The 16667-nt window shown below is 66.9% G+C and carries 13 protein-coding genes; 6 read left to right on the top strand and 7 right to left on the bottom strand.

Going from position 1 to position 16667, the window contains the following annotated elements:
- Positions 1-4: 4 nt before the first annotated feature.
- From rfbC to IE075_RS06170, 5 genes are all read left to right on the top strand, one after another.
- Entirely contained in the window at positions 5-562 is a 558-nt protein-coding gene (rfbC, locus tag IE075_RS06190; RefSeq protein WP_189454292.1) for a dTDP-4-dehydrorhamnose 3,5-epimerase, read from the top strand.
- Positions 559-1449, top strand: coding sequence for a dTDP-4-dehydrorhamnose reductase (gene rfbD / locus IE075_RS06185; protein ID WP_189454290.1), 891 nt, complete (start codon positions 559-561; stop codon positions 1447-1449). The genes rfbC and rfbD overlap by 4 nt, the downstream gene beginning before the upstream one ends.
- A gap of 148 nt (positions 1450-1597) precedes the next feature.
- Complete coding sequence (locus IE075_RS06180; protein WP_189454289.1) at positions 1598-3565, top strand: alpha/beta hydrolase family protein; 1968 nt, start codon at positions 1598-1600, stop codon at positions 3563-3565.
- Positions 3566-4212: 647 nt separating this feature from the next.
- On the top strand, positions 4213-6285 hold the full coding sequence (locus tag IE075_RS06175; protein ID WP_189454287.1) for a S9 family peptidase: 2073 nt from the start codon (positions 4213-4215) through the stop codon (positions 6283-6285).
- A 94-nt stretch (positions 6286-6379) separates the two neighbouring features.
- On the top strand, positions 6380-7636 hold the full coding sequence (locus IE075_RS06170) for a DUF819 family protein (RefSeq protein WP_189454285.1): 1257 nt from the start codon (positions 6380-6382) through the stop codon (positions 7634-7636).
- A 49-nt stretch (positions 7637-7685) separates the two neighbouring features.
- Here the strand turns inward: IE075_RS06170 and IE075_RS06165 are convergent, their stop codons facing one another.
- The 7 genes from IE075_RS06165 to IE075_RS06135 form a co-directional block, all read right to left on the bottom strand.
- On the bottom strand, positions 7686-7904 hold the full coding sequence (locus IE075_RS06165; RefSeq protein WP_189454857.1) for a YbdD/YjiX family protein: 219 nt from the start codon (positions 7902-7904) through the stop codon (positions 7686-7688).
- A complete protein-coding gene (locus IE075_RS06160) occupies positions 7891-9948 on the bottom strand; it encodes a carbon starvation CstA family protein (protein ID WP_189454283.1) in 2058 nt (685 codons plus the stop codon). Before IE075_RS06160 ends, IE075_RS06165 begins: the two co-directional genes overlap by 14 nt.
- A gap of 85 nt (positions 9949-10033) precedes the next feature.
- Positions 10034-11041 carry a magnesium and cobalt transport protein CorA gene (locus IE075_RS06155; RefSeq protein ID WP_189454282.1) on the bottom strand — a complete coding sequence of 336 codons (1008 nt, stop codon included), beginning with the start codon at positions 11039-11041 and terminating at the stop codon, positions 10034-10036.
- Positions 11042-11071: 30 nt separating this feature from the next.
- A complete protein-coding gene (locus IE075_RS06150; protein ID WP_189454854.1) occupies positions 11072-12334 on the bottom strand; it encodes a lipoprotein N-acyltransferase Lnb domain-containing protein in 1263 nt (420 codons plus the stop codon).
- A gap of 77 nt (positions 12335-12411) precedes the next feature.
- Positions 12412-13278, bottom strand: coding sequence for a CorC family transporter (locus IE075_RS06145; protein ID WP_189454279.1), 867 nt, complete (start codon positions 13276-13278; stop codon positions 12412-12414).
- A gap of 101 nt (positions 13279-13379) precedes the next feature.
- Positions 13380-13862, bottom strand: coding sequence for an rRNA maturation RNase YbeY (gene ybeY, locus IE075_RS06140; protein ID WP_189454277.1), 483 nt, complete (start codon positions 13860-13862; stop codon positions 13380-13382).
- A gap of 12 nt (positions 13863-13874) precedes the next feature.
- Positions 13875-14858 carry a PhoH family protein gene (locus tag IE075_RS06135; RefSeq protein WP_189454275.1) on the bottom strand — a complete coding sequence of 328 codons (984 nt, stop codon included), beginning with the start codon at positions 14856-14858 and terminating at the stop codon, positions 13875-13877.
- Between the two features lie 118 nt (positions 14859-14976).
- Here IE075_RS06135 and IE075_RS06130 point away from each other — a divergent pair, with 118 nt between their 5' ends.
- The gene (locus IE075_RS06130; protein ID WP_189454273.1) at positions 14977-16632 is read left to right on the top strand and encodes an amidohydrolase; all 1656 of its coding nucleotides are present in this window, start codon (positions 14977-14979) and stop codon (positions 16630-16632) included.
- Positions 16633-16667: the final 35 nt, after the last annotated feature.

Below are 16667 nucleotides of genomic sequence, written 5' to 3'. Positions count from 1 at the left end.
TGCAATGAAGCTAGTTAGTACTGGCCTCCCGGGATGCATCGTCTTCGAACCGCGCGTTTTCGAAGATGAGCGGGGTTCGTTCTTCGAATCCTTCAACGCCGATCGCTTGCTCGAGCACGGTCTTCGCCCCACGTTCGTCCAGGGCAACGTATCGACGTCGGGAAGGGGCGTATTGCGGGGGTTGCACTATCAGTGGCCGAATCCCCAGGGCAAGTACATATCCGTGGTCGAAGGCGAGGTCTGGGACGTCGCGGTCGATATTCGCCGCGGGTCGCCGACCTTCGGTCAGTGGGCATCTGTTGTGCTCAGTGCCGCGAATCGAAGGCATTACTGGATACCGGAGGGCTTTGCGCACGGTTTTGTCGTGCTTAGCGAGCGCGCGGTATTCAATTACCTCTGCACCGCGACTTACGACCCTGCCGCGGACGCAAGCATCCGCTGGGACGATCCTACGCTCGCAATTGACTGGCCCGTGAGTGAGCCGCGGCTGTCGCCTAAAGACTTGCGCGCTCCGCTTTTGCGCGATGTGCCGGACAGCAGGCTCCCCGAGCTCAGTGAATGACAAAGATTCTGCTGCTCGGCGCAGGCGGCCAGGTTGGACATGAATTGCAACGCAGCCTCGCGCCGCAGGGTGAAGTAGTCCCCGCGACGCGCAGCGGCCAACTCCAGGACGGGACGCCCTGCGAAGCGCTCGATCTCGCCGCGGAAGGCGCCATCGAGCCGCTCATCGCTCGAATCGCCCCCGACATCGTCGTCAACGCCGCTGCGTACACCGCTGTCGATCGTGCCGAGTCCGAGCCGGAACGCGCAATGCGCATCAACGGGAACGCTCCTGGGGAGCTCGCGCAATGCTGTGCCCGCCGCGGCATCCGATTGGTGCATTACTCGACGGACTACGTGTTTGACGGCACTGCGACCGAGCCGTACACCGAGGGCTCCACTACGGCGCCGCTGGGCGTCTACGGCGTGAGCAAGCTCGCTGGGGAAGAAGCAATTCGTAGCAGCGGCGTCGAACACCTGATCCTGCGCACCGCGTGGGTGTACGGACTTCACGGCCACAACTTCCTACGGACGATGCTGAGGCTCGCGTCGGAGCGCGACACGCTACGTGTCGTCGCCGACCAGACCGGCTGCCCGACGCCAGCATGGCTCATTGCCGACGTTACCGCGCAGCTGGTGGACCGGGGCGTGCAAGGCGGCGAGACCTACCACTTGGTCGCGGCAGGTGAAACGAGTTGGCACGGGTTTGCCGAAGCGATTGTCCGGCGCGCCCATCAACGCGGCATGCTCACTCGAGCCCCTGAGGTGGTTCCCATCTCGTCTGACGACTACCCCACGCCGGCAGCGCGGCCTCGATATTCCGTGCTGGACACGACAAGCATCAAGTCGGAGCGCGACGTGCAGCTGCCCCATTGGACGCTCGCGCTGGAACGAACGCTCGGGCCCTGAGGCCTGCGGCTCGCGCGGCTCACCCCGATTCAGCGGCCTGTCCCGTTCAGGTCGCGAGAGCCTCAGGCTGCTTGGCGGTGCTCCGCTTGCCCGCTAGGCTGTGGCGCGCCGGCCGGACGCTGGCATTTTCCAGGGGAGTCAGGGGTCAATGAAACTGCAAGCAGCTTTGGTGCTGGCACTGTTGTTGCCGGCCGTCGTGTCGGCCGAAACGGGGGCGCCGTACAAGATCGAGGAATTCATCAGGAAGGATCGGTTCCAAACGGTGCGGATCTCTCCGAAGGGCACCTATGTAGCCGCCACGGTGCCGGTGGACGACAAGACGGTGCTCGTCGTGTTGAAGCCAGGACAGCAAAAGCCCATTTCCCATTTCAACCTGCGCGGCAAGTCGCACGTCATGGACTTCGCTTGGGCCAACGACGAACGCCTGTTATTCACGGTAGGTGTCAAGGATGGCTTGCTCGAAGAGCCCATGCCGCAGGGCGAAATCTGGGGCATGGACGCCGACGGCACCAACACCAAAATGCTGGCCGGCTGGCATAACGCTGATTCGACGTCGGGCCGCACCGGCGGGCGCGCGCGCGAGCCGGTCTTCGCCACTTTGATTGATAGCCTCGAGAACGACGACGACAAGGCCATCATCTCGGTCTTCCAGCCAGGGGCTACGTACACGTCCGCCGAGCGTATGGATGTGAAAAGCGGTGCGCGGATTCCGATCGCGCAGGCGCCCGTCCCGCGCGCGAGCTTTGTGACTGATCGACAGGGCGCCGTGCGTTTCGCGTTGGGTGCCAACAACGACAACGTCTCGAAGCTCTACTACCGGAAGGACGAGAAGGCCCCCTGGAAGCTGCTCGAGGACGAGGGTGTCAGCGGCAGGATGCTTTTCCCGCTCGATTTCAGTGCCGATGACCGGCTGGTGTACATGCAGGCCGAGCACCGGACAGGCCCGGATTCGATTGTCTCGTTCGACGTCGCGACCGAGCAGATGAAGGAGATGGCTCGGGATGATTTCGTCGACCCCTCTGGCCTCGTCAATGCCGTAGGCAAGTCCTATCCGATTGGCGTCCAGTTCGACGATCCAACGCCACGCTTCCACTACTTCGAGCCTGATTCACCTGACGCGAAGCTGCACAAGACGCTGCAGACGAGCTTCAGTGGCGACACCGTGGTCGCAGGGGCGAATACGACTGAGCGTGGCGAAGCGCTGCTGTTCACGTACAGCGACCGGAATCCGGGTGACTATTTCGTGTTCAACTTGGACACCAAACAGGCCCAGCACCTGATCAGCCGCAAAGACTGGATCGATCCCAATACGGCGTCCGAGACACGTGTTCTCGAGTTTCAAGCGCGCGATGGACGCAAGATCCAAGCATTCCTGACCGTGCCGAAAGGCAGCGATGGCAAGAATCTGCCGTTGGTCGTGAACCCGCATGGGGGCCCGATCGGCGTGGCGGACGGGTGGAGCTATGCCGGCGAGCGGCAAATGCTTGCGGCGAACGGTTACGCAGTCCTGCAGGTGAACTTCCGGGGTTCGGGGGGCTACGGGCGCGAGCACCAGCTCGCGGGGTATAAGCAGTGGGGACGGGCAATGCAGGACGACCTCACCGACGCGACGCATTGGGCGATCAAGTCCGGTGTCGCAGATCCCAAGCGCATCTGCGTTTACGGAGCCAGCTACGGTGGTTACGCCTCGCTCATGGGCGTGGCGAAGGAGCCTTCGCTGTATCGCTGCGCCGTCGGCTACGTTGGGGTGTATGATCTCAACATGATGTATTCGCGTGGAGACGTGCCGCAGCAATTGTCGGGCGTCAATTTCCTGAAGGACGCTCTCGGTACGGAAGGCCTGGCGGAAACCTCGCCGAACAAGCTGGCGTCCCGCATCAAGGTGCCGGTGTTCCTTGCCGCCGGTGGCGAAGACAAGCGTGCGCCGCAAGAGCACTCCGAAGCGATGGAGCGCGCACTAAAAGAGGCAGGCGTGCCGGTGGAGACGCTGTATTACCGGACGGAGGGGCACGGGTTCTACAAGGTTGAACACAGCCTTGAGTTTTATACGCGGTTGCTGTCGTTCTTGGATAGGCACATCGGGCCCGGCGCCGCATCGTCTTCGAAGGCGAACTGACAGCAGCCCGAGCCCACGGACGGGAGAATACGGCGCCGCAGGGCGCCGTATTCGCGTCCGGATGCGGCGATAGCGCCAAGCAAGTACGTAGCAGCCAGCGCGGGGGGGGGCGACGGCTGGTACGTGGTCGTGCTCAGGAGCATCGCGACCTCAAGCCGTAGAAGCCGGCGCATTCGGCTGTCTGAGGCGGAACCCAACGTGCATGCCGCTTGGCGGATCCGGCACTCATCCGTCTCAGGCGGCATTGAGGTTAGGAAAGTCTCGGCGCGCGGCCCACCGCGCCGTGAGGACGTTGCGGATGCCGGGACCCATGTAGTGCAAAGGTGCTTCCCGGCCGGCGCATGAGTCGTCGCACTCGGCGGTTGCGAGCTCTGCTCAAGTCGCGGCCGATGACGAAGGTCACCAGGCTGGCCCGGAGGTGAGCCAGTGGCCCGCCATCCAATGGATCGAACCAGGCAAGAAGGGGGGGCAGCAATTCCACGGAGCTGTGCCTCGGTCTCGCGTCTGCAGAGCGCCTCGAGCGCTCCTCGTCGCCCTCGACGCCGCGGTCATCGCCCGGCCGTGCCGAGCGAACGGGCCGGACCGTTTTGCGGCGTTCGCACCGCTGGCTCTACCATCGGCGCATTGCCCGTCTGCCGGAGTCTTGCATGTCCTTGCGTCCCGCCGTCCTGTCGCTCCTGATCGCCGCGACGCTTCCCGTTGCCTTCGACGCCGCCGCGGCACCCCACGGTCTCGAGCCGCGCGAGCTCGCGACGCTCGATCGCTACTTTGCGCCGACGCTGTCGCCCGACGGCAAGCAGCTCGTCTTCGCGAAGCGCGCTGTCGATTTCGACGCGAACAAGTCCACGACGTCGCTGTGGATCGAGGACGTGGGCGCGCTCGACAAGGCGGCCCGTCGTCTCACGCCGGAAGGCTGGAACGTCAACACGCCGCGTTTCGCGCCTGATGGCAAGACCGTCTACTTCCTCAGCGCGAAGGGCGGCAGCCAGCAGCTGTACGCGGTGCCGGTCGGCGGCGGCGAGCCTCGCCAGGTGTCGGCGTTCGCAACCGACGTCGGCGACTACAAGCTCTCGCCCGACGGCTCGCGGGTTGCGTTCAACGGCGAGGCATATCCGGACTGCGGCGCCGACCTCGCGTGCACGGCCAAGCGCACCGACGAGACGGGCAAGCGTAAGGCCAGCGGCATGGTGTTCGACCGCATGTTCATCCGTCACTGGGACTCGTGGAACGAGGGCCGACTCAACCGCCTGTTCGTCGCGGCGCTGCCGAAGGCCGGCAAGCCGGTATCGACGGCCACCCTGATCGCGCCCGAGGTGATCGCCGACGTGCCGTCGCGTCCGTTCGGCGACGCGAGCGAGTACACGTGGGCGCCCGACGGTAAGTCGGTTGCGTTCAGCGCCCGCACTGCCGACCGCGCCGAGCCGTGGTCGACGAATTTCGATATTTACCTGGCGAGCGTCGACGGCAAGGGCGCGGCCCGCAACCTCACCGCCGCGAACCCCGCCTGGGACACGGGCGCGACCTTCAGCGCTGACGGCAAGACGCTGTACTACCGGGCAATGAAGCGCCCGGGCTTCGAGGCCGACCGTTTCGCGCTGATGCGGATGGACCTGGCGAGCGGCAAGTCACGGGAGATCGCACCGAAGTGGGACCGTTCGGCTGACACGATCGAGCTGTCTGCGGACGGCGGCGCGATCTACACGACCGCGCAGCACCTCGGCGAGCACCCGCTGTTCGCGATCGACATTGCGAGCGGCAGCGTTACGCAGGTGATTGGCGAAGGCAGCGTGTCGAGCTTCGACATCGAGAGCGGCCGTCTTGCATTCGCGCGCAGCACGCTGCAGACCGGCGATCGGCTGTTCGTGGGTGGCATGGACGGCACGTCAGTGCAGCCGGTCACGCCGAGCGCGGCCGAGATGCTGCCGGAGACACGGTTCGGCGATTTCGAGCAGTTCTCGTTCGAGGGCTGGAACAACGAGACCGTGCACGGCTACGTGGTCAAGCCGTGGAACTACGAAGAGGGTAAGGAATACCCGGTCGCGTTCCTCATCCACGGCGGCCCGCAGGGCAGCTTCGGCAACGGCTGGAGCTACCGCTGGAACCCGCAGACGTACGCGGGGCAGGGCTATGCGGTGGTCATGATCGACTTCCACGGTTCGACCGGCTACGGCCAGGCGTTCACCGACTCGATCAGCCAGCACTGGGGCGACCGTCCGCTCGAGGATCTGCAGAAGGGCTGGGCCGCGGCGCAGCAGAAGTTCCCATTCCTCGATGAGGACCGCGCCTGCGCGCTCGGTGCGAGCTACGGCGGCTTCATGGTCAACTGGATCGCCGGCAAGTGGAACCAGCCGTGGAAGTGCCTGGTCAACCACGACGGCGTGTTCGACCAGCGCATGATGGGCTACGCGACCGAGGAGCTCTGGTTCACGGAGTGGGAGCAGGGCGGCACGCCGTACGACGTGCCGAAAAACTACGAGAAGTTCAACCCGGTCAACCACGTCAAGGACTGGCGGGTGCCGATGCTCGTGATCCACGGCCAGGAGGATTTCCGCATCCCGGTCGAGCAGGGCATCGCCGCGTTCACCGCGCTGCAGCGCCAGGGCATCGAGTCGAAGTTCCTCTACTTCCCCGACGAGAACCACTGGGTGCTCAAGCCGCAGAACTCGGTGCAGTGGCATGACACCGTCAATGCCTGGCTGAAGCAGCACATCGGGCAGTAAGTTCCTATCGCCCGGCGGGCCTGTCGGTCCGCCGGGTTTGAACACGTGCCGTCCCGGTCGGGTTGGCGTCATCCCTGAATCAAGGTTTTCACCCATGGCCATCGAAGCCGGCGCGCCCGACGCGCTGATCACCAATGACGCCGTCGTGCTCGGCCTGCTCGCGGTCACGCTCGGCGCCGTGTTCTGGGCGTCATCGCGCCCGAGTGGGTTCTTCCACCGCTTCTTCACCTACGTGCCGGCGCTGCTGCTGTGCTACCTGATCCCCGCGATCTACAACAGCATCGGGCTCATCGATGGCAACGCCTCGCAGCTCTATCCGATGGCGCGCGATTACCTGCTGCCAAGCGCGCTGGTGCTGCTGTGCGTCGCGATCGACTTCAGCGCGATCGTGCGCCTCGGCCCGAAGGCCGTGATCATGTTTCTGACGGGCACCGCGGGCGTCGCGCTCGGTGCAATCGTGTCGTTCCTGGTCATGGGCGTGATTAACCCCGCAACGGTCGAAGGCGACACCTGGCGCGGCATGACCACGCTCGCGGGCAGCTGGATCGGCGGCGGCGCGAACCAGGCTGCGATGAAAGAGGTGTTCGGCGCGGATGCCACCTTGTTCGGGCAGTTCGTCGCGGTTGACGTGCTTGTCGCGAACGTGTGGATGGCGGTCTTGCTGTTCCTCGCGGCGCGCTCGGATGCGTTCGATCGCTGGACGCGAGCCGATACGAGCGCGATCACCGACCTCAAGAACCGCGTCGAGGCCTACCAGGCCCAGCATTCGCGCATCCCGACGCTGACCGACCTCATGATCATCCTCGCGTTCGGTCTCGGCGCGACGGGCCTGTCGCACTTCCTCGCTGAGCCCGCCATCGAATGGATCCGTTCGATGCCGGCGAGCTGGCGTCTCGAGGATTACAGCCTGACGTCAGGCTTTTTCTGGATCGTTCTGATCGCGACGACGATTGGCCTGGCGCTGAGCTTCACGCGTGCGCGAATGCTCGAAGGCGCGGGCGCGTCCAAGGTCGGCTCGGCGATGATCTACATCCTGGTCGCCACGATCGGCATGCACATGGACCTGGGCGCGCTGCTCGACCGGCCGTGGCTGTTCCTGCTCGGTCTGATCTGGATCAGCGTGCACGCCGGCCTGTTGCTGATTGTCGCCAAGCTGATCCGCGCGCCGCTGTTCTTCATGGCGGTCGGCTCGCAGGCGAACATCGGCGGCGCGGCATCGGCGCCGGTCGTCGCAAGCGCGTTCCATCCGGCGCTCGCGCCCGTGGGCGTGCTGCTCGCGGTGCTTGGCTACGCGCTGGGCACCTACGTCGCCTACCTGACCGGACTCATGCTGCAGGCACTGGCGACCTGAGGCATCGGCCGGCGATCCGTCGCCCGCCTGATCGAATGGCGTTCATGGGTCAGCAGCAGCGGCTGCGCCCTCGGCCGTAGCGCGCATCCATGCGTTCGCGAAAGAACGCGTCGCGGCTCATGGGCTCGCGGTCCGGATGCGCGCGCCGGCAGTGGCACACGTAGGTGTCGTAGTCGGGCACGCCGACGGCGAGCCGCGCGCTGCGCACAACGACGCGCCATGCCCGGCGCAGGCGGGAGGCCAGCGTGGCTCGATCAACGCGCGGCATCGAACGCGACATACGAGGTCTCCTGCGCCGTCGGGCGATGGTTGCGGCGGGCGTGCAGCGCGGCGCGGATGCCGAACGCGACCATCGCGAGCAGCACGGCCATGAACAGCGCACACAGCGCTGCGTCGAGCCGGTTGTTGAACACGATGCGCTCCATCTCGGCGAGCGACGCGGCCGGTGCGAGCAGCTCGCCGCGCGCCGCCGCATCCGCGAAGCGCGCGGCGTTCGACAGGAAACCGATCTTCGGGTCCGGGTGGAACAGCTTCTGCCAGCCTGCGGTCATCGTGCAGATCAGCAGCCATGCGGTCGGCACCAGCGGGATCCACAAGTAGCGCTCGCGCTTCATGCGCACCATCACGACGCAGCAGAACACGAGCGCGATGCCCGCGAGCATCTGGTTTGCGATTCCGAACAGCGGCCACAAGGTGTTAATGCCGCCGAGCGGATCGACGACGCCCTGATAGAGGAACCACCCCCAGCCGGCAACGGCGAGCCCGGTGCAGACCACGTTCGCGGCCCAGCTCTCGGTGCGCTGGAACGGGGGATACGCGAGGCCGATGAGCTCCTGGATCATGAAGCGCGCCACGCGCGTGCCGGCGTCGATCGTGGTGAGGATGAACAGCGCCTCGAACAGGATCGCGTAGTGGTACCAGAATGCCATCATGCCGCTGCCGCCGACGAGGCCGGTCAGGATCTGCGCCATGCCGACCGCAAGCGTCGGTGCGCCGCCGGTGCGCGAGAGGATCGTCGATTCGCCGATGTCCTTCGCCGTCGCGGTCAGCACCTCGGGCGTGACCACGAAGCCCCAGTTCGCGATCGCGGCGGCCGCCGACTGCGCGGTGTCGCCGATCAACGCGGTCGGCGCGTTCATCGCGAAGTACACGGCCGGGTCGAGCACGCACGCGGCGATGAGCGCCATGATCGCGACGAACGCCTCGGTGAGCATCGCTCCGTAACCGATCAGCGGGATGTGCGCCTCGTTCGAGATCATTTTCGGCGTCGTGCCCGAGCTGATCAACGCGTGGAAACCCGACACGGCGCCGCAGGCGATCGTGATGAACAGGAACGGGAACAGCGCACCCGAGAACACTGGACCCGTGCCGTCGACGAAGCGCGTGACCGCCGGCATGCGCAGGTCGGGCATCGCGACGAGGATTGCGAGCGCGAGCACGATGACCGTGCCGATCTTGAGGAACGTCGACAGGTAATCGCGCGGCGCGAGCAGCAGCCACACCGGCAGCACCGCGGCGACGAAGCCATAGCCGATGAGCATCCACGCCAGGCTCGCGCCGTCGAACGTGAAGCGCGGGCCCCAGACCGGATGGGCCGCGACTTCACCGCCGACGGTGATCGCGAGTAGCAGCAACATGAGACCGAGTACGGACACCTCGAGAATCTGTCCGGGCCGCAGCCAGCGCAGGTACACGCCCATGAGCAGCGCGATCGGAATCGTCATCGCGACGGTGAACGTGCCCCACGGGCTCTGCGCGAGCGCCTTGACCACGACGAGCGCGAGCACCGCCAGCAGGATCACCATGATCATCAGGATGCCGACCATGGCCACGAGCCCGGCCGGTGCGCCGAGTTCGGCACGGATCATCTCGCCGAGCGAGCGGCCGTCGCGGCGCGTCGAGAAGAACAGCACCATCATGTCCTGCACGGCCCCGGCGAACACCACGCCGAACAGGATCCACAACGTGCCGGGCAGGTAGCCCATCTGCGCCGCGAGCACCGGGCCGACGAGCGGGCCGGCGCCGGCGATCGCCGCAAAATGATGTCCGTAGAGCACCGATTTTTCGGTCGGCACGTAGTCCAGGCCGTCGTTGCGTCGCCAGGCAGGCGTCGCGCGCGTCGGGTCGATGCCGAGCGCGCGATGCGCGATGAAACGCGCATAGAAGCGGTAGGCGATGAAGAACACCGACACCGAGGCAGCGACGAGCCACATCGCGCTCACGCTCTCGCCGCGCTGCAGTGCGAGCGTTGCCAGGCTCGCCACAGCGAGAAGCCCGGCCGCTGCCGTTCCCATTCCGCCCCATGCCGTCATGTAATCGCCCTCCCGTCGGACGGGCGAGCGTCGCCGAGCCATGCGTGGAGGTCAATCGTGCGCCGCGGCACAGCGGCGAGGGCGGCTACAGCCAGCCGACGCGACGGAAGCGGCGGAACAGCAGCGCGGACACCACGATCACGATGCCGATCAGCACCGCGTAACTCCAGCGCCCCGGCAGCTCCGGCATGTGCTCGAAGTTCATGCCGTACCAGCTCGCGACCAGCGTCGGCACCGCGAGCAGCGCCGCCCAGCCGCCGAGCCGCTTGACCACTTCGCCCTGCTGCACGGTGACGAGCGAGAGGTTCACGTTCATCGCCGCGGTCAGCATTTCGCGCAGCGTGTCGGTCGTTTCATTGAGGCGAAGGACATGGTCGAAAACGTCGCGCATGTACAGCTGCATCTCTTCGTCGATGAGCCCACCGCGAGCGCGCGAGATCTGGCCGAGGATGTCCTGGAGCGGCGCGATCGCAAGCCGCAGCCGTGTGAGTTCGCCCTTGAGCTCGTACAACTCCTGCACCGTCGAGCGGCGGAACTCATCGGAAAAGATGTCCTTCTCCAGCTCGGTCAGCCGCTGGCCGAACGCGTCGACGATCGGCATGTAGTTGTCGACGATCTGGTCGAGAACCGCGTACAGGCCGGAACCTGCGCCGTGCGAGAGCAGGTCGGGGTCGCGCTCCATCCGCGCACGCGCCGGCGCGTAGCTCATGGATGCACCGTGGCGCACCGTCATCAGATAGCGCGGGCCGACGAACGCGTGCGTCTCGCCGAAGCACACCTGGCCGTCGATCATCTGTGCGGTGTGCACGGCGATGAACAGCGAGTTGCCGTAGGCCTCAAGTTTCGGGCGCTGGTGGGCGTGGTGTGCGTCCTCGACCGCCAGATCGTGCAGGTCGAACTCCTCCTGCATCTTGTCGAGCAGGGCCTCGCCGGGCTCGTACAGGCCAACCCAGACAAAGCTGCCGTCGTCGATGGCGAGCACGTCGCTGATCGCATCGAGGCTGATCTCGCGGCGGGTGCCGTCGCTCGCGTATGCGGCGCAGTGGACGACGCGAGGCGCCGACGCTGGAGCAAGCGCGGGTAAGTCGTTCATGGCGTGGTCCTGCGATCGTTCAACGACGCGTCAAGTGGATTGGGTGGCGGGCGCGGTCGGAGCGTGGCGTGGCGCGAGCAGGCCGATCGCGAGGCCCAGATGCAGCGGCAACACGAGGGCGATCCAGTGCGCGTTGCGCTGCGGCATCACCGGCAGCCAATGCACGAACAGCGCGAGCACCGCGCACGCGGCGACCGCGACCAGCGCGATGCCGAACACGCGGCCCGCGCGTCGTCCACGCGCGATGGCCCAGCCGCCCGGCAGCAGCAGCAGGCACAGCGGGTTGAACAGCAGCAAGTTGTGGTTCTGCCAGCCGAAGCGATGGCCCGTGCCGAACCAGATGAAAAGCATCAGGGCACCGAGCACGGCGCACAGCGTCCACCAAGGGAGCGCCAGCGCGACCACCGTGCGCGGCCAGCGCCGCGCGGCAAGCAACGCGGCAATGCCGAACGCGAGTCCGACCCCGGCCCATGCGGGCCACCAGGGCCGCGACCCGACCGGTTCCGGTGAAATGCGATGCGGCAGCAGCGGCTGCACTGCACCGACGACCGGCGCGCCGTCTGCCCCGCGTGCACCGGCGAGCGCGTCGGCAAGGCGCATCGGCACGAACGCTTCCTCCCACATCGAGAGCGGCCGGTCCGCTGAAGGGCCGAGGCCGATGTCGAACCCGAGCCACATCCACGGCGCGGGCGAAGCGAGGCGCGTAGCCTCGCTGCGGTACGTGAGCCCGCGCGAGCGTCCTTCCAGCTGGCGACGCAGCGCGCCGCCCAAGGCGAAGTCGACCGAGTCGCGCACGCGTGTCGAGCAGTTGTCGAGGAAGTAGTCGTAGCGGTAGTGCGCGTTCTCGGGGCGCGCGTTGACCTCGAGCGCCTTGGCGACGGCCCGGGCCCGCGCGGGCGGCAGGTCGAGCCACTGGATCGACGCGCCGCGGCCTGTGCGGTCGTAGTACAACAGGTCTTCCTTGAAGGGCAGCGCGGCGAGCCGATATCGCATGTCGCCGCGCACGAAGCGCGCGATGAAATCGTCCTCGGTCGGGTCGAAGAAGCCGAAGTTGTACGAGGTCACGCGTCCCGTCGCCGGATCGTCGACGACGACCGCGTCATGCCCGAAGCGTTCGAAGAAAATCTCGCCAGGCTGCATAGTGACCACGCCAACCCGCGGGGTGTCACCCGCATCAGCAGGGGCGGCCACGGCTGCGCCTGCGACGAGCATGAGCAGCACGCATACGATCAACGCGAGGATCGCGCGTCCGTAACCGGCGCGCAGCGCGTCGCCCGGGCCGCAGCCCTCCATCTGTGGCGCGTACCTCACGAGCGGAGCGGCCGGGCAGGGCAGGCGGGCGCTGCCATCAATGCACGCATCGCGACGCCTCATGCATGGTCGAGCAGGCCCACGTGCAGCGTGTGCACCCGCCGCCCGTCGGCGTGGGCGATGCGGAACACGAAGCGGCCGAGCGTGAGCTCCTCGCCGTCCTCGGGCAGGTGCCCGATCGCGCCGGTCACGAGGCCGCCGATCGTGTCGTACTCGTCGTCGTCGAAGTCTGCGCTGAAGCGCTCGTTGAAGTCGTCGATCGGTGTCAGCGCGTCGACGACGAACTGGCCGTCAGGCTGCGCGCGGATCAGCGCGTTCGGGTCTTCCGCGTCGTCGTGCTCGTCGTCGATCTCGCCGACGATCTGTTCGAGCACGTCCTCGATCGTGACCAGGCCGGCCACCCCGCCGTGCTCGTCGATGACGATCGCCATGTGATTGCGCGACTGGCGGAACTCGCGGAGCAGCACGTCGAGACGCTTGGATTCGGGGATCAGCACGGCCGGGCGCAGCAGCTCGTGGATTGTCGACGGACCGAAATCCGCCACCACGCCGCGCAGCAGGTCTTTCGCGAGCAGGATCCCGAGGATCTCGTCCTTGTCCTCTCCGTGGACCGGGAATCGCGAGTGCCCGGACTCCACCACCTTCTTCATGAGCTCGAGCAGGCTGGCGTCGGCCGGCAGCGACACCATCTGCGAGCGCGAGATCATCACGTCGCCCACGCTGAGGTCGGACACGGCGATCGCGCCTTCCATCATCGTCAGGGTGTCGGCGGCGATCAGGCCGTCGGCTTGCGCATCGCGCAGCAGTTCGACGAGATCCTCGCGTGTCGTGGGCTCGCCTGAGAGCGCCGAGCTGATGCGGTCCAGCCAGGAGCGTCGGGGCTCAGGAACGCGTTGGGTGAAGGTACTACTGTCGTCCTCGGACATTGCGGAGTTTCATGTGCGACTGCCCGGTGCGGGCACGAGGATTGAAGTCTAGCGCGGGCCTGTGACCGCTGCCGGAATATGCGCTGGACCCCGCAGGGCGCTCAGCGCTCGAGGTAGGGGTCGGGAAGGCCCAGTGCGGCCAGGATCTCGCGCTCGCGCGCTTCCATCGCCTCGGCCTCGCCGTCGTCCTCGTGGTCCCAGCCGAGCAGGTGCAGGACCCCGTGCACCGTCATGTGCGCGTAGTGCGCCGATGCGGTCTTGCGCTGCTGCGCGGCCTCGCGCGCGACCACGGGCGCGCAGATCACCAGATCGCCGAGCAGCGGCGGGCGCAGCCGCTCAGGCAGGCCTTCCGGCAGCTCGGCCGGAAAGCTCAGCACGTTCGTCGCATAGTCCTTGCCGCGGTAGTCGCGGTTGAACTCGCGGCCCTCGTCCTCGTCGACGATGCGGATCGCGAGTTCGGTGTCGCGCCCGTGGCCGCTCAGCGCGGCCTCGGCCCATCGCCGGAAGCTCGTCGACGCCGGCACGCCGGCGCGGGCGATCGCATAACTGACCGAGATGTCGTGGTGAACGGGGCGCTTGGGCATCGTCGCGTCCGGTCAGGCGCCGGCGGCGTCCGGCGTGTTCGCATCGCGCGCCTCGTAGGCATTGACGATGCGGGCCACGAGTGGGTGGCGCACCACGTCGCGCGCTTCGAAGAACGTGAAGCTGATGCCGTTGACGTCGCGCAGCACGTCGAGCGCGTCGCGGAGCCCAGACTTCTGGTGCTTAGGCAGGTCGATCTGCGTGAGATCGCCCGTCACCACGGCCGTGCTGCCGTAGCCGATGCGGGTCAAGAACATCTTCATCTGCTCGATCGTCGTGTTCTGCGCTTCGTCGAGGATCACGTATGCATCGTTGAGCGTGCGGCCGCGCATGTACGCGAGCGGCGCGACTTCGATGACGTTCTTCTCGAGCAGCTTGACGACCTTCTCGACGCCGAGCATCTCGTACAGCGCGTCGTACAGCGGCCGCAGGTATGGATCGACCTTCTGCGACAGGTCGCCGGGCAGGAAGCCCAGCTTTTCGCCGGCTTCCACCGCAGGGCGCACCAGGACGAGCCGCTGCACGCGCGTTTCATTGAGCGCCTCGACCGCGCTGGCGACCGCGAGGAACGTCTTGCCGGTGCCGGCCGGGCCGATGCCGAAATTGATGTCGTGCGTCGCGATCGCGTGTAGGTATTTCGCCTGGTTCGCGCCGCGGCCGCGGATCATGCCGCGCTTCACACGGATCGCGACTTCCTGCGGCTCAACGTCGTCGCTCGCGCTCTGGTCCGCATCGGCCTGCGTCAATGCGAGGTGGATCGCAGGCTCGTCCAGCGTGGCGTCGGCTGCTTCGCGCCAGAGGTCGCGCAGCAGCTTCTCGGCCTTGCCGACGGTCGGCGGCGGGCCGATCACGCGATACACGTTGCCGCGGTTCGCGATCTCGACGCCGAGCCGCAACTCGATCATCCGCAGATGCGCGTCGAAGGGACCGTTGAGGTTGGCGAGGCGTTCGGCCTCAGACGGTTCGAGCATGAATTCGGACGTAGTGCGAGACGGCATTTCGGCATTTTCACTGGGGGCGTGGGAACACCATGCACATCGTGTGCGAATGGCGGCGTGAGCTTGCGCCGGTCGGGGCTTTTTCGCAAAGTCGGTCGACTCTCGACGGAAACTCCCCATGCGTCCCACGCGGCTGGCCTGGTCCCTGTTGTCTCTGATCGCGGCCGCGCCGCTCATGGCCGCCGAGCCCACGGTCCTGACGGCATCGACGATCCACACGATGGATCCGCGCCAGCCCAAGGCCGAGGCGATTGCGTTCGATGATGCGGGCCGCATCGTTGCGGTCGGTTCGCGCAAGGCGCTGCTCGCGAAGTATCCAAACGCCGAGCGAGTCGATGCGGGCAACGCGACAGTGGTGCCTGGCCTGATCGACGCGCACGGCCATGTCGCAGGCCTTGGCCTCACGAAGCTGCGCGTGGACCTGGTGGACACGTCGAGCAAGGACGACGTGCTGCAGCGCCTGCGCGAGTTCGAAAAGACACTGCCCGCCGGCGCCTGGATGCTGGGCCGTGGCTGGGACCAGAACGACTGGCCCGAAAAGAATTTCCCGACCGCCGCCGACCTCGACGCCGCATTCCCGTCGCGCCCCGTTTTTCTCGAACGCGTCGATGGCCACGCGGGTTGGGCGAACACGGCCGCGCTGCGCGCCGTCAAGCGCGATCTGGCCGGTGACTGGCAGCCCGACGGCGGCCAGATCCTGCGCGACGCGACTGGCAAGCCCACCGGCGTGCTCGTCGACGCCGCAATGGCGCTTGTCGAACAGGCCATTCCCGCGCTCGACGACGCGACCGCCGAGCGCGCGCTCGCGCTCGGCATGCGCGAGGCCGTCGCGCACGGCCTGACCGGCGTGCACGACATGGGCGTGTCGCGCGAGAACCTGCAGCGCTACGTGCGTCTTGCGGATCGGGGCGAGATGCCGCTGCGCGTCAACGCACTCGCCGACGGCGACAGCGGTGCGCTCGCCGACCTGTGCCGCAGCGGGCTGTACGCACACAAGTCCGGTCGTCTGCAGATGCGCGGCGTCAAGCTGTACATCGACGGCGCGCTCGGCAGCCGCGGCGCCGCGATGCTCGAGGAGTACAGCGATCACGCCGGCAACCGCGGCCTCATGCTGATGCAGCCGGACGCGCTGGCGAAGGTGACGACGAAGGCCCGCGACTGCGGCGTCCAGGTGGCGACGCACGCGATCGGCGACCGGGGCAACCGCGAGGTCCTCGATGTTTTTGGCCGCGTTCTCGGCGATTCGGCGAACCATCGCTGGCGCATCGAGCACGCTCAGGTGGTCGCGCCCGATGACCTCGCGCGGTTCGCGAAGCTCGGCGTGATTGCCTCGATGCAGCCCACGCACGCGACCAGCGACATGCCTTGGGCTGAAGAGCGCGTGGGGCCGGAGCGCATCGTCGGGGCGTATGCATGGCGCCAGTTGCGCGACAGCGGCGCGCGGCTCGCGCTTGGGTCGGATTTTCCGGTGGAGTCGGTCGATCCGCGGCTTGGCCTGTACTCGGCGGTCACGCGGGCTGATGCCGAAGGCCGGCCGGCGGGCGGTTGGCTGCCGCAGGAAAAACTCACGGCGCACGAAGCGCTCCGCGGGTTCACGCTCGACGCCGCGTACGCGGGGTTCGCGGAGGATGAAGTGGGCAGTCTCGAAGTCGGCAAGCGTGCGGATTTCGTCGTGCTGGCTCAGGACCCGCTGGCCGTCGAGCCGGCGCGGCTCCGCGAACTCGACGTGCAGGCCACCTACGTGGACGGGCGCGAGGTGTACCGCAAGAAGTGATGCGACGCGGTAAGCCGCGTCGGCGCCGCGCGGAT

The sequence above is a fragment of the Cognatilysobacter bugurensis genome, from assembly GCF_014652095.1.
Classification (GTDB): domain Bacteria; phylum Pseudomonadota; class Gammaproteobacteria; order Xanthomonadales; family Xanthomonadaceae; genus Cognatilysobacter; species Cognatilysobacter bugurensis.
The sequence above is the reverse complement of the archived record's forward strand: the minus strand, read 5'-3'. Positions and strand labels throughout refer to the sequence as shown.

Excerpts from the sequence above, each read along its gene's own strand:
- rfbC (WP_189454292.1), top strand. The coding sequence starts at position 5 with ATGAAGCTAGTTAGTACTGGCCTCCCGGGATGCATCGTCTTCGAACCG.
- rfbD (WP_189454290.1), top strand. The coding sequence starts at position 559 with ATGACAAAGATTCTGCTGCTCGGCGCAGGCGGCCAGGTTGGACATGAA.
- IE075_RS06180 (WP_189454289.1), top strand. The coding sequence starts at position 1,598 with ATGAAACTGCAAGCAGCTTTGGTGCTGGCACTGTTGTTGCCGGCCGTC.
- IE075_RS06175 (WP_189454287.1), top strand. The coding sequence starts at position 4,213 with ATGTCCTTGCGTCCCGCCGTCCTGTCGCTCCTGATCGCCGCGACGCTT.
- IE075_RS06170 (WP_189454285.1), top strand. The coding sequence starts at position 6,380 with ATGGCCATCGAAGCCGGCGCGCCCGACGCGCTGATCACCAATGACGCC.
- IE075_RS06165 (WP_189454857.1), bottom strand. The coding sequence starts at position 7,904 with ATGCCGCGCGTTGATCGAGCCACGCTGGCCTCCCGCCTGCGCCGGGCA.
- IE075_RS06160 (WP_189454283.1), bottom strand. The coding sequence starts at position 9,948 with ATGACGGCATGGGGCGGAATGGGAACGGCAGCGGCCGGGCTTCTCGCT.
- IE075_RS06155 (WP_189454282.1), bottom strand. The coding sequence starts at position 11,041 with ATGAACGACTTACCCGCGCTTGCTCCAGCGTCGGCGCCTCGCGTCGTC.
- IE075_RS06150 (WP_189454854.1), bottom strand. The coding sequence starts at position 12,334 with ATGGAGGGCTGCGGCCCGGGCGACGCGCTGCGCGCCGGTTACGGACGC.
- IE075_RS06145 (WP_189454279.1), bottom strand. The coding sequence starts at position 13,278 with ATGTCCGAGGACGACAGTAGTACCTTCACCCAACGCGTTCCTGAGCCC.
- ybeY (WP_189454277.1), bottom strand. The coding sequence starts at position 13,862 with ATGCCCAAGCGCCCCGTTCACCACGACATCTCGGTCAGTTATGCGATC.
- IE075_RS06135 (WP_189454275.1), bottom strand. The coding sequence starts at position 14,858 with ATGCCGTCTCGCACTACGTCCGAATTCATGCTCGAACCGTCTGAGGCC.
- IE075_RS06130 (WP_189454273.1), top strand. The coding sequence starts at position 14,977 with ATGCGTCCCACGCGGCTGGCCTGGTCCCTGTTGTCTCTGATCGCGGCC.